The following is a 14,573-nucleotide window of genomic DNA, read 5'->3' as shown; positions in this document are numbered from 1 at the left end:
TCCCGTGTTTTCATCTGCCAGTCAGCCGCTTTTGTCGTTCAGCCCCAAAAAGCCCTTTCCCGGCTGGTTTCAGGCGTTGGACGGATAATTCCGGGGAATGATCGACAAAAAACCCCGGGCCGCATATTCCCGTCTTCCGCGTGCGCCTCCGTCTTTTATCATTGCGGCGATATGAAATGGAAACTTCTGGCGATGGCCGCGATCACCGGTCTCGCGGCTTGTGACAAAAGCGGGTTCGAATACGAAGACGTAGCCCCCGGAGGCAATGTCCACTACTCACTCATAGATACGATCGGCATCGGGATGCGCACCATCCAGCTCGATTCCGTTCCCTCTTCCGGCACGGGCTACCTCGTGACAGGTGGATATTCCGATCCCGAAACGGGCCGTATCGATGTGGCAGCCAACTTCCGCGTGGCCCGGCCCCATTCATTTCCGGACCTCGACGATCGTATGGTATATGATTCCATCGAAATCATTTTCCGGCCCGACACCTATTCCTATGGCGATACCCTACGCGACCAGGAATGGAGCGTTTATCAATTGGCGCGGCCGCTGGAGCTGGACGATGATCAGACAAGATTCTACACGCATCAGGTATTCCCTCATGCAGCCACGCCGCTCGCACGGGAAAGTTTCCCCATCCTTCCCCGCCGTGGCGATTCCATCCGGTTGCGCCTGCGCGATGCATTCGGGCGGGAGTTGATGGAAAAGATCCGCACCAAATCGGAAGACGTGTCTACCGACGTGCTTTTCCTCGATTACATGAAAGGCCTGCAATTGCGCGCTACGCGCGGCTCCGCGGTGTTCCGCGTTCCCGCTGCAGACAGTGCGGTGGTGATGCGGCTGCATTATCACATCTCCACGACAGAAATTGAAAAGTATACGATCGAATTTCCGATCGGCAATCCGGAACTGCAATACAACGAAGTGCATGTTGACAGGAGCAATACCCCGCTGGCCAGTTTGATTCCCGGGCCGGCGGGCATCCTGAGCAGCGACGCCGGTAACCGCACCTGGGTGCAATCGCTGTCGGGCATGGTGACGCGCCTCGATTTTCCTTCGCTCACAGGGCTGCCGTTGCTAGGCAAATATGGAAAGGTGATGCAGGCCACGCTGGAGCTGCGGCCCGTCAGCGGCACTTATCCGCAGTACGCCCTTCCCCCGCGGATCACGTTGTGCACCGCCACCAAAGACCAGGTGGTGACCGATACCCTGTCGACCGTTTCCGGCTATCAATACGGCAACCTGGTGACCGACCTGCTGTATCCCGAAAACACGAAATACACCTACGATGTTACCACGTATTGCACGGCCATTGCAACGGGCGGCGACGCCAATTACCAGGGGCTCCTGGCGATCCCCGCTTCCGGGGATTACTACTCGCAGCTGAACCGCCTGGTGCTGGGAGACGCCAAACATGAAGGATACCGGGCATATTTGAAGATCTATTACCTCTTGTACAAATGATGCGTTTTTATATTACCGCCGGTTTTGTGTTGTTTTTCACGGGAAGCGCCGTTGCACAGAAAGGCGTCAACTCGCTGTATTCCGCGTTCGGGATCGGCGACCTGGACGAGCGCGATTACAGCCGTAACTTCGGCGTGGGAAGCGCCGGCACCGCGCGGCCGTCGGGGCAGTTCCTCAATGAACAGAATCCCGCTTCGTACAGCGCTTTGCCCATGCAGATGTTTTATTTCGAAGCGAGCATGGCCGGTAAATCCGTCAGCTATCAAACCGCCAGCAACACGCAATCAGCCGGCGACATCGCATTCAGGCGTTTCGCGATCGGATTCAAGGCGCACGAACGCTGGGGGATCAGCGTCGGACTGATGCCTTACAGCCGGATCGATTACAAACTGCTCAATACCACGCCCGTCGAGGGCACTTCCGAAAACGTGCGCAACGCGATCGACGGCAGCGGGGGTTTGAACCGGTTTTATATCAGTAACTCCGTTCGGCTCACCAAAAACTTCAGCGCGGGGGTTTCTTCCGCCGTCATATTCGGGCCCGTCAAGACCATAGACAGTCTGGCCAATGACGAAGTGCATACTTCGCAGGACGTTTACTATCGCAACCTCAATTTCACCGCTGGATTGCAATACCAGGGCCGCATCGGAGAATGGACGATCGGTGCGGGCGCCACCTATCGATTCGGGACCACGCTCAACGGCAGCGGCACGCTTTCTATCCGCGCGGCAGATGAAACCATCCTGTATCAGGACAAAAGCGTGGCAGCCTCCTACAAACTGCCCGAACAGATTGGGCTCGGGCTCACGGCCACCAGCGGGAACATCACGTGGCTGGCGGATTACAAGCGGCAAAACTGGGAAGGGTTGAATAAAAGCAACACCAATTTTCAATACAAAAATTCGGAGCGATACGCCGGCGGAATGGAGTATACCTTCAAACGGCTGGATTTTTACGGGCGGGAAGCGGAAGGCGCCGTGATCCAGCTCGGAGCGGCATTCCATAAAAACTATATTTCCGTGAAGAATCAGCCGCTGGAGGATTTCAGCGTTTCCGCAGGGCTTTCGCTGCCCAGCAGAACAGGGCACCTGCGATATTACCTGGGCCTGGAAGGCGGACAACGCGGCGTTTCGACCAAAGGGCTGGTACAGGAAAATTATCTGAACGTTGTGCTGCATCTTTCCCTGCGCGACAACTGGTTCTATAAACGAAAAGAAATGTAATCGGCTCCGGCGGGCAATCAGTCAAACCACGCTTTAAACCTTTATACGGCGACCCCAAAAAACCGGTTTGCTATTGCCCGCCGGGGAACCGTTCCCCACTACCCAACAGCTCCGCGAACCACCGGCCGGAAGATTTGATCGTCCGCCGCTGGGTTTCGAAATCCACATGAACGAGCCCGAACCGGGCGTTGTATCCTTCCGCCCACTCGAAATTATCGGTCAGCGTCCACGCGAAATACCCTGTGAGCGGTACGCCCGACTGTTTGGCCAGCAGCGCCGCGCGAAGATATTCATCGTAATAAGCGATGCGTTCCGGATCGTGTACTTTTCCATTTTCAGCGACGTCGGCGAATGCCGCGCCCCCTTCCGTGATCATGATCTCTTTTACACCCGGATAGGCAGCGAACTGTTGCAGGATGCTGTACAGTCCGTTTCCGCTGATTTCCCATCCCAGCGCCGTGGTCGGCACCTTCCGGTAGCGGGCTTTTACTTCCGATGCGTTGAGGTAGGGCATGAAGGGGTTGTAGCGAACTACGAGCGGGAAATAGTTTTGTATGCCGATGAAATCGAAATCGAAGGGCAGCTGGTCCCAATCGCGCCAGAGCGCGTAGCGCCTTGCGATGCGGGCCAACAGCGGAAAATCGCCGTCCGGATACCCCATTCCCAGCGCGGGTTCTATAAAAAGCCGGTTGAAGAGCGCGTTGATGCGGGAGGCGGCGGCGCGATCGTTTTCATTATCGGTGAAGGGGATGATCTGCGAGCAGGAATAGGCGACGCCGATGCGCGCTCCGGGCACCTCCGCGCGGAGGGCCCTTCCACCTACCGCCTGGGCCATCGCGACATGGTGAACGGCCGGCAGGAAATACGACAGCCCGAACTTCCCCGGCGCATGCACGCCCAGCATATACCCCAGCGAGGTGAAGCCGAAGGGCTCGTTCAGCACGATCCAGTTGCGCACCTTGCTCCCGAACTCCCTGCCGCAGGCGGAGGCGTATGATTCGAACGCGTGGACCGTTCCCCGGTGGCACCATCCGCCTTTTTTCTCGAGGGCGAGGGGCAAATCCCAATGGTAGAGCGTTACGTAGGGTTCCATGCCGGCAGCCAGCACGGCGTCGATGACACGATGGTAAAACGCGATGCCCGCGGGATTGAGAGCGCCGGTGCCTTCGGGCATGATGCGGGGCCAGGAAAGGGAAAAGCGGAAAACCCCGAAGCCAATGCTCCGGGCCAGCAGGATATCGTCGAGATAGCGGTTGTAAAAGTCGGTCGTAGTGCGGGCGTGGCTGCGGTCTTTGATCTTGCCGCGCCTTTCCGTAAAAGCGTCCCAGATGCTGGGGCCTTTGCCGTCGGCATCATGTGCACCCTCGTTCTGGAAGGCCGAGATCACGACGCCCCACCGGAAGTCCGGTCCGAAATCAGCGCGCGTAATAGCCATATCGGTTACAAGTTACGGATAAACACCCTACGGATCGGCCGACAAAGGAAATTAACAATTTAACAATGCAGATGCCTAATTTTGTGTCCATTATGATCCGGAATCAAACATCAGCCATCGTTGTTCTCTGCGCCATGCTGGCCGCCTGCCAGCAGCCCGCGGCCAAACAGCCGGGCCGGCCCGCAGTACCGCCCTCCGTAGACAAACTCAATCCCATGGTACTGATCCCCGGTGGAACGTTCCGGATGGGAGCCGACGACGATAGCGGAATGCCCGACGAATATCCTGCGCACACCGTAAAACTCGATTCCTTTTACCTGGACGCCCACGAGGTCACCAATGCGGAATTCGCGGAATTCGTGGCAGCTACCGGGTATGTGACCATTGCCGAACGCCCCATCTCCAAAGAGGAGCTCATGGCTTCGCTGCCTCCCGGCGCCGAAGAGCCGGACAGCACCATGCTGCTCCCCGGCTCGCTAGTTTTCGTGCCCACGAAAGGGCCTGTAGACCTCCGCGACGTGACGCAGTGGTGGAGTTTCGAGCATTATGCCGATTGGAAGCATCCCAAAGGCCCGGGCAGTGATATCAAGGGATTGGAGAACCATCCGGTGGTGCATGTGTCGTGGGAAGACGCGCAGGCTTACGCCAAGTGGGCGGGGAAGCGCCTCCCGACCGAAGCGGAATGGGAATACGCGGCACGCGGCGGCAAGAGCGGGGTCCCTTATCCCTGGGGTACGGAAGCTCCCCAGACCGGCAAACCCAAAGCCAACATCTGGAACGGTCATTTTCCATATGAGAACACCAAAACCGACGGGTTCTACGGTACTTCCCCCGTGAAGTCCTTTCCGGCCAATGGTTTTCAGTTGTTTGACATGTCCGGCAACGTGTGGGAATGGACGGCCGACTGGTACGATGCGCGCCATTACGCAGCCGAGCCTGCCGAAACGCACAATCCTACGGGCGCCAATGCTCCCAATGACCCGGACGATCCTGCCAACCCGAAGCGTGTGATCCGCGGGGGGTCTTTCATGTGCAGCGATGAGTATTGCCGCGGCTACCGGGTTACCGCCCGTATGAAAACCACGCCGTCGTCGGGACTTGAGAATTTGGGTTTCCGTTGTGCGCGGAGTATCCGGTGAGGTAGCATTCAAAAAAAGCAGCCCGCAGGCTGCCTTCTGTCAGATATGCAAAAGCAGGCTTCCGCTAACCGGAAGCTTGCTTTTTTTATTGTTTCACGATACGGGATGTCATGGTAGCGTGATCGTGTGTCAGCGTTACGATATAGCTGCCGGCGGGCTTACCTGAAAGGTTGATCTGTTCTTTCTGGCTACCGGTCAAGCCATCGATGGATTTGCGGAAGATTTCGCGGCCGTTGATATCGGTAACCCGAATGTTTCCTTTGCCGGGCTTGCTCAGGCTGTAGGCGAACGTTACCACGCCGTTTGTCGGGTTCGGGTAATGTTCGGTCTGGATGGAAGCAGCGGGAGGTACAGTGCTGGCCATCTTTCTTGAATAAGCGTCTACGACCACTCTATAAACAGTGTCTTTGGAGTTACCTGTACGGAGCCGATACTGCGGTTCCTGTTTTAGTTCCATCGACCGGACGCCGGATATGGTCCTCGCGCGACGGGCGCTGCTGTCGGGAGAGGCGACGGGCGAAAACCTGGAAACATCTACGCGCGGCGCTTCTCTCACCGTTTGCGCCGCTCCTGAGCGGGCTTGCGGGCGGGGGGTACCGGTTACAGTGATGACGGTGTTCCGTTTTCCGGTTACGGAATCAACCCACACTCTTTCTTCGCGCACTTCATCATATTCATTTTTTACGACGGTGGTAGCCAATGGTCTGCCTTTATAGCTTCCGGGCTTCTTGGTGGTGATGAGAATCACGCCGTCTTTGCCGGAGGGGCCATATATAGACGTTGCGGCGTCATCCTTGAGCACTGAAACGGATTCGATGTTATTGGGATCCATGTTTTTCAAAGGGGTCCCGGTACCATCGGATTTTTGAGGGATGCCGTCCACCACGATGAGCGGCTCTGCTTTTCTGCCCGAAGGTCCTATCATGAGTATTTCACTCACGTTCTTTTTAGGTACAGGCTTCCCTTCCACTACGGTGGGCTTCATTTGTTCGCCAGATACCTTGCCGGCAAGTTTCGGCTGCTCTACCACCTGTCCGGAACGGGGCGTAACCGTATCTGGGGTTGGTTCTCCTTGATAGGTAACGGCATTGCCGAAGGCCGTCACCGGTTTGCCTTCACCAGTCATGAGATTATCCGTAGCCCCAAACTTTCCCTCAATCGTAATGAAACTATCTGCCGACGGAATCGTGCCCTTAACTGTTACAAAGGTATCACCACCATTTGCGGACGATGACACGGAATCTTTCTCCGCCGCGCCTGGAACGAGTGCCGTTTTTACTTCCTGGAGGGCATCATGCACTACGGCGCCGGCTTTGGTATAATTAAGCGTCAGCAGCACTCCGCACACGATGCAGCCCAACACGCCGTAGCGGTAAAGCTGAATGCGGGAGGTCCGGGATTTATTCATCATAAAAATGCGGTTTTTAATGTGGGATAAATTGAAGCTGTTGGTGATACCGGCCGCGTACTGCGACGCGTTCACCTGTATAAGACTGTACTGGTACTCTTTCCGGTTGATGCCGCTGCGGAGAATGGCCCTGTCTGCCAGGAACTCCAGGTTCTCGCGGATGGCGCTCTTCATCAGCCAGGCGCCCGGATTGAACCAGTAAAAAACATTATTAATCTCTCCCATCATGATATCGGCTGTATGCCACTCCTTCACATGCACCTGCTCATGCTTCACGATCGAGAACAGTTCTGTTTCCGTATGCAATTCAGGATTCACGTAGATCTTGCGGAAGAAGGAAAACGGTGTCACCGAACCCTTCATCCTGCGGACCTCCTGGCCGAACAGCCGGTCCGGCTCCGTGCGAAGGTGCAGCACCAGTAACGACACCATCTGCACCAGGAACCTGGAAGCCATCACGGCCACACCCGCCCAGAAAGTATATTCCAGCAAAGTCCACACCGTGAAGGATTCCACCTTTTGCAAGGTAGTCCAGTCGGGAACATAATAGGTCACCTGCGCCGCAAGTGTCACATTCCGCGAAAAGAAATCGTTGACGTCTACCAGCGGGAACATCGACGAAAAGGCGATACCCCCCAGGAGGAAAAAGCGGTTCAGCGTGTAAAACGTCATCCTCCGCAACCCCAGCCGGTACGCCAGGTAGAACAAACAAAGCGCGATATTGGCTTTGAGCAGATAAATAAATAGAGCCGACATGCTAGCGGTTTATAGGTACTGCAATTATTTCGATTCGATCATGCGGATGATCTCCTTCAGATCGTCCGGACTGATCTTTTTATCTTTCGCGAAAAACGTCACGAGGTCTTTGTAAGAATTCTCGAAATAGTCTTTCACGAAGCTGTTCATAAACTTCTTCGCGTATTCGTCTTCCGCGATGGCGGGAGCATACTCATACACGTTACCGATCTTCTTTGCCTCCACGAACCCTTTTTTTTCCAGGTTCTTGATCGTGGAAGCCAGGGTGGTATAGGGCGGAATGGGATCCGCATGCGATTCCAGGAAATCCTTCACGAAACCCTTCCCTGCTTTCCAGATCGCCTGCATCGCGGCTTCTTCCTGTTTAGTCAGTTTATCCATACATTTTCCATTTGGCGCGACGCTAATTTTTCTTTGACTTCGGCGTCGCTATGATGAGATATCAGAGCCGGTAATCCAGTGGCAGCATCACCGCCAGTTTTTCCCAGGCCCAGTAATTTTCGAATATTACGTCCATGGGCGCTTCCAGGTTGCCGTTGCCGTCCATCCGCACTTCCGGCGACAACAATTTCATAATGGACACCTGCGGCCCGGGCTTATCGTTACTGCGGAGGTACTTTTCGATATACAGCCTTTCTTCCTTTTCCTTCCCGTAAACAACATACAAATGATCGCTGAAACGCAGCACATAATCCCGTCCGCTTTTCCGCAACACACTGTCTACCGGCAACTCCTTCCGCCCCAGGTAACTCACAGACCGCGAGAACACCGGGCTTCGCATGATCCCCATCGCCGAATCCGGTGGCGCATGGATCACCTGCCCCTGCTCCTTCTGCCTGCGCACCAGCTTCCGCATCGTAAAACCCTCGCCCCGGTAACTCCCCGCAATCAGGCTACGGCAAAAATGCAGCGCCGACCCCCGGTATGCCTTCTCCCGGTTCTTCTCCCACCGCCGCTGCTGCGCCTTGCTGCGCGGCTTCATCGGCTCGAACAACGGATTACCGTAATACATCGAATAACCCGTACGCGGACTGTGCTCAAAATGGATTAACAAAAAACGGATGTTATATCCTAACGACGGGTTCGATACTTCCAGGAAATCATCGGCCTTCGCCTTCAGTTCCATCGTACCCCGGTCATATTCAAACTCCACCCTGTCCGGGTTGAGCAGTTTACATTGTTGCGCTACCGCCCCTTCACCGATGAATACTTTTTTGAATAGCTGCATGTAGTACTCCCGGTCCCTGTCCGGCCGCACCACCAACTCCTTCAACACTCCCGGCTTCTCTTTCAGCACGATGTCCAGCGTTTTATTCTCCACCAGCTCCAGGGGTAAGATCTGCGGCTCATATCCCAAATACGATGCGATCACTTCATATCGCCCCGATGGAACACTACCGATCTCGTAACGCCCGGACTCCGTCGTTCTCGCTCCCATCGTTGTCTGGTTCAGGAACACACTGGCGAATGGAAGTGGTTTCCCCCCGGCATCTTTCACCGTTCCCCGCAACGTCACCACCGTTTGCGCATACACATTGGCGATCAGCAAGGAAAAGGCCATCAGCAGGAAATAAAACTTCATAACTACGACACTATCGTAAATCTACGAATTATTCGTAGAACGCCAAATTTATTTTGAGGAAAGGCATAAAAAAAGGTGACCGGCCTACCGGTCACCTTTCCATATCTTTTAACATCTGTTTTATTCCTTAGGCAGCAACTCTTCCAGCTTTCTGCCCAGTTCTTCCGCCCGGAGGTTCCGCGCAATGATCTTGCCCTGCGGGTCGATCAGCAGGTTCTGCGGAATCGCGCGGATGCCATACAGCTTACCCACTTCGTTCTTCCAGCCCTTAAGGTCGGAAACATGCGTCCAGGTCAGGTTATCGGTACGGATGGCCTGCTTCCAGCGGTCCTGCTTTTCGTCGAACGAAACACCGAGGATCGTAAAACCCTTATCCTTATACTGCTGAAAAGCCTTCACCACATTGGGATTCTCCGCCCGGCAAGGCCCGCACCAGCTGGCCCAGAAGTCCACCAGCACGTATTTCCCCCGGAAAGACGCCAGGGATACCGGCGCACCGGTAGTATCATTCTGCGTAAATTCAATCGCCGGCTGACCGATCGCGATTTTCTTCGCCAATTCTATCCGGTAGGCAAATTCCTTTGCGGACGGGTAACGGCGAACGGTTTTGGAGAGCGATTTGAACAACGGCTCCGCCACGTCCACATCCAGCTCATACCCCACCACCTGGTTGAGGACGAACATCCCGATCGGACTGGAAGGATTGTCTTTCAAATATTTCTGCATGATAGCCGTTTTCGATGCGTCGATCTGCTCCATGCGCGTTTCGGCCTTTTGCTTCCGGGCGTCGTTTTTCGATTCCCAGGCTTTGCGGTATTCTTTCTCAGCCGCTTCCATGTCTTTATCCATGGCGCGGGTAAGGTCGTTGAGCTGGTTGAACGCATCCTGGACGGCCGTCCCATCTGCCGACGCCTTCTGGTCCGGAGCAGGTACATGCACGCGGGTGGTGCCTTTCCCGATGAATAGCAATGCAACTTCCTTCCGGCCGCCCGGCGCTTCCTTCGAAACGGGGATCACGGAAAAAAGCTGTGCCTGCTGTGGCTCGGGAACCTTTCCCCTGAAGGAAAATTTGCCACCATTGGCCACGGCGCTGTCGATCACGAACTGACCGCCAATGCGCATCCGGAGGTAGAATTTGGTGGGGGAAGACTGCTCTCCCACTGTGCCTGAAACGGTAAACGGAATGTGTTTGATCTTTTCGTCTGGCTTATCCTGTGCAAACAACATTGCAGCCGGGCTGAAAAGCATGGCTGCAAGTATCCAATTCTTCATGTTGTGACTGTTTAGATTCTACCGCAAATTTCTCCAATCCGGGCCCGAAAAGCAAGCCCAATTTGATAAGCGGTCACTTGAGGACTTCCGCCAGCTTTTGTTCCAAAGCCGGTCCGCGCAGGTTGGCGGCGATGATGTTGCCCTGCGGGTCGAGGAGGAAGTTCTGGGGGATGCCGCGAACACCGTACATGGCGGCCGCTTCGTTACCCCAGCCTTTCAGGTCGGAAACCTGCGTCCAGCTGAGGTTATCCTGCTTGATCGCACGCAGCCAGTCGGATTTATCCTTGTCGAGGCTCACACCGAAAACGGTGAAATTCCTGTTCCTGAATTTGTTATATGCCGCTACCACGTTCGGGTTCTCCTGGCGGCAGGGCCCGCACCAGCTGGCCCAGAAATCGATCAGCACATATTTCCCGCGGAAGGAAGAAAGGCTGACCATTTTCCCATCCGGATCGGCCTGCGAAAAATCGGGCGCCGCCACCGGACTGGACGTTTTCCCTTCGGAAGCGAGGCTCATGGCCACGGTTTTGCCCAGTTTGGACATTTTCACTTTCGGATCGAGCGATTCGAAAATGCCGGCGAAATCCGATTGCGGGATGCGGCTGCGCAGATCGCCGTACAGCAGGAACAGGCTGGCCATCGCCTGGGGGCGTTCCCGGATGAACTGCCGGGCCGTATTTTGCAGTTTCTTATCGAAAGCATCTGCCTTCGTACGGAAAGCAGCCTGTTTTTCGGATTCATCCTGCCCGATGGAACGGGCTTCGTTGTTCAGGGCGATCGCCTCGTTCTGAAGAGGCCGCATGATTTTATGGTATTCCTGCATCCAGCGGGTTTGCTGGCCGGCTTTGACGGACTGTGCAACGGGGAATTCCTTCGCGTCCAGATCGATCGTAATTTCCGGCTGATCGCTCACGAGGAGCGACGGAAAGTCGACCCCGGCGAGGAACAGCGCGTACATGGCGTCTGCAGCGGGTTTTACGTTCGTCACGAAAGCGAATTTGCCGTCTGCTTTCAGTACGGTAGAATCGGCCCAGTTACCATCTTCGCTGACGAAGTAGAGCTTCTGTCCCGGCGCGCCCTTCAGCGTCCCGTTCACTTTCATTTGCGCCTGTGCTGCCGTTGCCGCCGTTATCGCCAGCAGGAATACGATCTTTTTCATTTTTTATGTCTTTCTTTCAGAATCGAAGTTACGTCTTCGAGGGTAAAACCCTTGGCCTGCAGCAGGATCATGTAGTGGAAAAGCAGGTCGGCCGCTTCGCCGAGGAACAGGTCGCGGTTATCGTCTTTCGCCTCGATCACCAGTTCCACCGCTTCTTCCCCTACTTTCTGCGCTACTTTGTTGATGCCTTTGGCGAACAGCGAAGCCGTATAGGATTTCTCCGTGGGATTTTCCTTCCGGTCGCGGATCACCTGTTCCAGCCGGTTGAGGAAATGGCCGTCGTCTTCATTCGCTTCGTTCCAGCAGGTATCGGCGCCGGTGTGGCAAACGGGCCCAACGGGATTGGCTTTGACAAGGATCGTGTCCCGGTCGCAATCCACCGCCGCGCTCACAAGATGCAGGAAATTCCCGCTTTCCTCGCCTTTCGTCCACAGCCTGTTTTTGGAACGGCTGAAAAAGGTCACTTTCTTGCCGGCCAGCGTTTTATCCAGCGCTTCGCGGTTCATGTACCCGAGCATCAACACCTTCCGGGTGATGGCATCCTGCACGATGGCGGGTATCAGTCCGTCGGGAGATTTCGAAAAATTCACCTCCATGGGTAAATCGTGTTTAAAAATAATAAAAATTTATAATACTAAAACCGGATCTGCACGCCTCTTTGGTAGAGGTAGTTTTTCAGATCGGGGATTTCCATTTCCTTGTAATGGAAGATGCTGGCGGCGAGCGCAGCGTCGGCCCCGGCTTTTTCGAACACATCGGCGAAATGCTCCATGGTCCCCGCGCCGCCGGAAGCGATCACGGGCACGTTGAGGCTCCGGGAGAGGCGGCCGGTAATGTCCAGCGCAAATCCCTGTTTGGTGCCGTCGTTGTTCATGGACGTGAGCAGGATCTCCCCTGCTCCGCGCTCCACGGCTTCGCGCGCCCAATCTTCGGTGCGCGTGTTGGTCTTTACGCGGCCGCCGTTGAGGTACACGAACCAGTCGCCGTCTTCGAAACGGGTGTCGATGGCCAATACCACGCATTGGGAACCGAATTCCTTCGACAGGTCGTTGAGCAGTTGCGGATTGCGGAAAGCCGCAGTGTTGACGGACACTTTGTCTGCCCCGGCGCCCAGCAGCACGCTCACATCGTCTACGGCAGCGATGCCGCCGCCCACGGTGAACGGGATGTTGATGTGCCGCGCGATGTCGGTCACGAGGGCGTGGAGGGTTTTGCGGCGCTCGTTGGTGGCGGTGATGTCGAGGAACACGAGCTCATCGGCGCCCTGGGCGGCGTAGAGGGCCCCCAGTTCAACGGGGTCGCCCGCGTCGCGGATGTTTTCGAAGTTAACGCCCTTCACGGTGCGCCCGTCCTTGATGTCGAGACAGGGTATGATTCTTTTCGTGAGCATAGCTACAGCAGTTTCTTCAGTTCAGACATTTGAATGCGGCCTTCGTAAATGGCCTTGCCGATGATGACGCCGGCGAGCCCCGCGGCGCGGAGCGCTTCCACGTCGCCCATATGGCTCACACCGCCGCTGGCCGTGAGGCGGATGCCCGGCAGCCCGGCGATGATCTTTTTGTACAGTTCGGTACTGGGGCCTTGCAGCAGCCCGTCTTTCGCGATATCGGTACAGAAAATTTCCTTCACGCCTTTTTCCATGTTGCCGCGGAGGAAGTCGAATACGCTGACGCCGGTGGTTTCCAGCCATCCGCCCACAGCGATCTTCTCATCCTTCACATCGGCCCCGAGAAAAATTTGCTCCGCACCGTATTGTTCCACCCAACCGAAAAACAGTTCAGGCTGCTTCACGGCCACGCTGCCGATGGTCGCCAGTTTCGCGCCGGCTTCGAACACCACGCGGATATCTTCGTCACGCTTGATGCCACCTCCGAAATCCACGACCAGCCCCGTTTTCCCGGCAACGGCTTCCAATACTTTCCAATTCACGACCTGGCCTTTTTTGGCCCCATCGAGATCCACCAGGTGCAGGCGCTTCACGCCCGCGTCCTCGAATTCCTTCGCTACTTCGAGCGGATTTTCGTTGTAGATTTTCTTTTGATCGTAATCGCCCTGTGTCAGCCTTACGCATTTCCCGTCGATGATATCGATAGCGGGAATGATGGTAAAAGTGTCTACGGATGCGGTTTTCAGTTCTATTTCCATTTTATAGAATGCGATATTGTCTTTGTAAAACAGTCCACTGGTGATTTGGTACCCCAATGCTTCGTAAAACCCGGTGGCGGATGCGCGGGCGTTGCACCAGAGGCGGGAAACGCCATGATCGCGGCACACTTTTTCGAGATGCGCCATCATGATCTTTCCGAATCCTTTCCCTTGCTGGTCACTGGCGGTGGCGAGCTTGCGGAACTGCGCGCTGCGGCCGTCGATGAAAAGGGAAACGACGGTTACCTGCCGGGCGCCATCGTACAAGCCGAAATGCAGGCCGTCCGCGTCGTGCGGAAGCGTCACCCGGTCCAGCGGCCAATCCGGGTACATCACATCGCGCCGCAACTGCAGCGTGTCTTGCGTGGTGATATTCCTTATCGTTACGCTCACAGTTTCAGGAAGCTTTCGATGAGGCTTTGGCCTGCGTCGGCAGACTTTTCCGGGTGAAACTGCACGGCGTAGAAATTATCTTTCTGCAACGCGGCGCTGTAATTGATCACGTAATTGGCGATGGCGGTCGTATCCGGCCCCAGTTCCACGAAGTAACTGTGCACGAAATACATATAAGCATTCTGCGGCACATGTTCGAAAATCACGGAGTGCAGGCCGGTGATATTGTTCCAGCCGATCTGGGGGATTTTCAGGAGGTTGCCCGCCGGCGATTCGAATTTCTTCACATTAAGGTCGAACACCCCGATGCAATCCGTATCGTTTTCTTCTGAATGGCGGCACAGCAGCTGCATGCCCAGGCAAATGCCCAGCACGGGCTGCTGCAGGTCTTTGAGCACCTGGTCCAGCTTCCGGTCGCGCAGGTATTTCATGGCGGTGCTGGCTTCGCCCACGCCGGGGAAGATCACTTTATCGGCCGAACGGAGCGTTTCCGGATCGTCTGTCACCACGGCTTCCGCGCCCAGCCTTTCGAGGGCGAAGAGGACGGACTGCGTATTGCCGGCGTTATATTTCAGGATGGCAGTTTTCATG

The 14,573-nt window shown here is 55.7% G+C and carries 13 protein-coding genes; 3 read left to right on the top strand and 10 right to left on the bottom strand.

The window, feature by feature from the left end:
- The first annotated feature begins 171 nt into the window (after positions 1-171).
- Together EJ361_RS17375 and EJ361_RS17370 are read left to right on the top strand one after the other, a co-directional pair.
- Positions 172-1,470 (top strand): DUF4270 family protein, encoded by a 1,299-nt coding sequence (locus EJ361_RS17375; protein ID WP_126246907.1) that lies wholly within the window; start codon positions 172-174, stop codon positions 1,468-1,470.
- A complete protein-coding gene (locus EJ361_RS17370; protein WP_126246906.1) occupies positions 1,467-2,693 on the top strand; it encodes a hypothetical protein in 1,227 nt (408 codons plus the stop codon). The genes EJ361_RS17375 and EJ361_RS17370 overlap by 4 nt, the downstream gene beginning before the upstream one ends.
- A gap of 70 nt (positions 2,694-2,763) precedes the next feature.
- Here EJ361_RS17370 and EJ361_RS17365 read toward each other — a convergent pair whose 3' ends face one another.
- Entirely contained in the window at positions 2,764-4,128 is a 1,365-nt protein-coding gene (locus EJ361_RS17365; protein WP_126246905.1) for a GH1 family beta-glucosidase, read from the bottom strand.
- Positions 4,129-4,220: 92 nt separating this feature from the next.
- On the opposite strand from EJ361_RS17365, the gene EJ361_RS17360 reads away from it, so the two are divergent.
- Positions 4,221-5,267: a formylglycine-generating enzyme family protein gene (locus tag EJ361_RS17360; protein WP_126246904.1), complete on the top strand. Its 1,047-nt coding sequence runs from the start codon at positions 4,221-4,223 to the stop codon at positions 5,265-5,267.
- Between the two features lie 85 nt (positions 5,268-5,352).
- On the opposite strand, the gene EJ361_RS17355 is transcribed toward EJ361_RS17360, so the two are convergent.
- The 9 genes from EJ361_RS17355 to hisH form a co-directional block, all read right to left on the bottom strand.
- Positions 5,353-7,431: a T9SS type A sorting domain-containing protein gene (locus EJ361_RS17355; protein WP_126246903.1), complete on the bottom strand. Its 2,079-nt coding sequence runs from the start codon at positions 7,429-7,431 to the stop codon at positions 5,353-5,355.
- 24 nt (positions 7,432-7,455) lie between these two features.
- A complete protein-coding gene (locus EJ361_RS17350) occupies positions 7,456-7,812 on the bottom strand; it encodes a BlaI/MecI/CopY family transcriptional regulator (protein WP_126246902.1) in 357 nt (118 codons plus the stop codon).
- A 61-nt stretch (positions 7,813-7,873) separates the two neighbouring features.
- The gene (locus tag EJ361_RS17345; protein WP_126246901.1) at positions 7,874-9,013 is read right to left on the bottom strand and encodes a carboxypeptidase-like regulatory domain-containing protein; all 1,140 of its coding nucleotides are present in this window, start codon (positions 9,011-9,013) and stop codon (positions 7,874-7,876) included.
- Between the two features lie 120 nt (positions 9,014-9,133).
- The gene (locus EJ361_RS17340; protein WP_126246900.1) at positions 9,134-10,285 is read right to left on the bottom strand and encodes a TlpA disulfide reductase family protein; all 1,152 of its coding nucleotides are present in this window, start codon (positions 10,283-10,285) and stop codon (positions 9,134-9,136) included.
- Between the two features lie 73 nt (positions 10,286-10,358).
- The gene (locus EJ361_RS17335; RefSeq protein WP_126246899.1) at positions 10,359-11,444 is read right to left on the bottom strand and encodes a TlpA disulfide reductase family protein; all 1,086 of its coding nucleotides are present in this window, start codon (positions 11,442-11,444) and stop codon (positions 10,359-10,361) included.
- Complete coding sequence (gene hisIE / locus EJ361_RS17330; protein WP_126246898.1) at positions 11,441-12,040, bottom strand: bifunctional phosphoribosyl-AMP cyclohydrolase/phosphoribosyl-ATP diphosphatase HisIE; 600 nt, start codon at positions 12,038-12,040, stop codon at positions 11,441-11,443. The genes EJ361_RS17335 and hisIE overlap by 4 nt, the downstream gene beginning before the upstream one ends.
- A gap of 38 nt (positions 12,041-12,078) precedes the next feature.
- Entirely contained in the window at positions 12,079-12,834 is a 756-nt protein-coding gene (gene hisF / locus EJ361_RS17325) for an imidazole glycerol phosphate synthase subunit HisF (RefSeq protein ID WP_126246897.1), read from the bottom strand.
- A 2-nt stretch (positions 12,835-12,836) separates the two neighbouring features.
- On the bottom strand, positions 12,837-13,982 hold the full coding sequence (gene hisA, locus EJ361_RS17320) for a 1-(5-phosphoribosyl)-5-[(5-phosphoribosylamino)methylideneamino]imidazole-4-carboxamide isomerase (protein ID WP_240646657.1): 1,146 nt from the start codon (positions 13,980-13,982) through the stop codon (positions 12,837-12,839).
- Complete coding sequence (gene hisH / locus EJ361_RS17315; RefSeq protein WP_126246896.1) at positions 13,979-14,572, bottom strand: imidazole glycerol phosphate synthase subunit HisH; 594 nt, start codon at positions 14,570-14,572, stop codon at positions 13,979-13,981. The genes hisA and hisH overlap by 4 nt, the downstream gene beginning before the upstream one ends.
- Position 14,573: the final 1 nt, after the last annotated feature.

It is taken from the genome of Chitinophaga rhizosphaerae, from assembly GCF_003958645.1.
Lineage (GTDB): Bacteria > Bacteroidota > Bacteroidia > Chitinophagales > Chitinophagaceae > Chitinophaga > Chitinophaga rhizosphaerae.
This window is presented reverse-complemented; position numbering and strand designations above follow the sequence as displayed.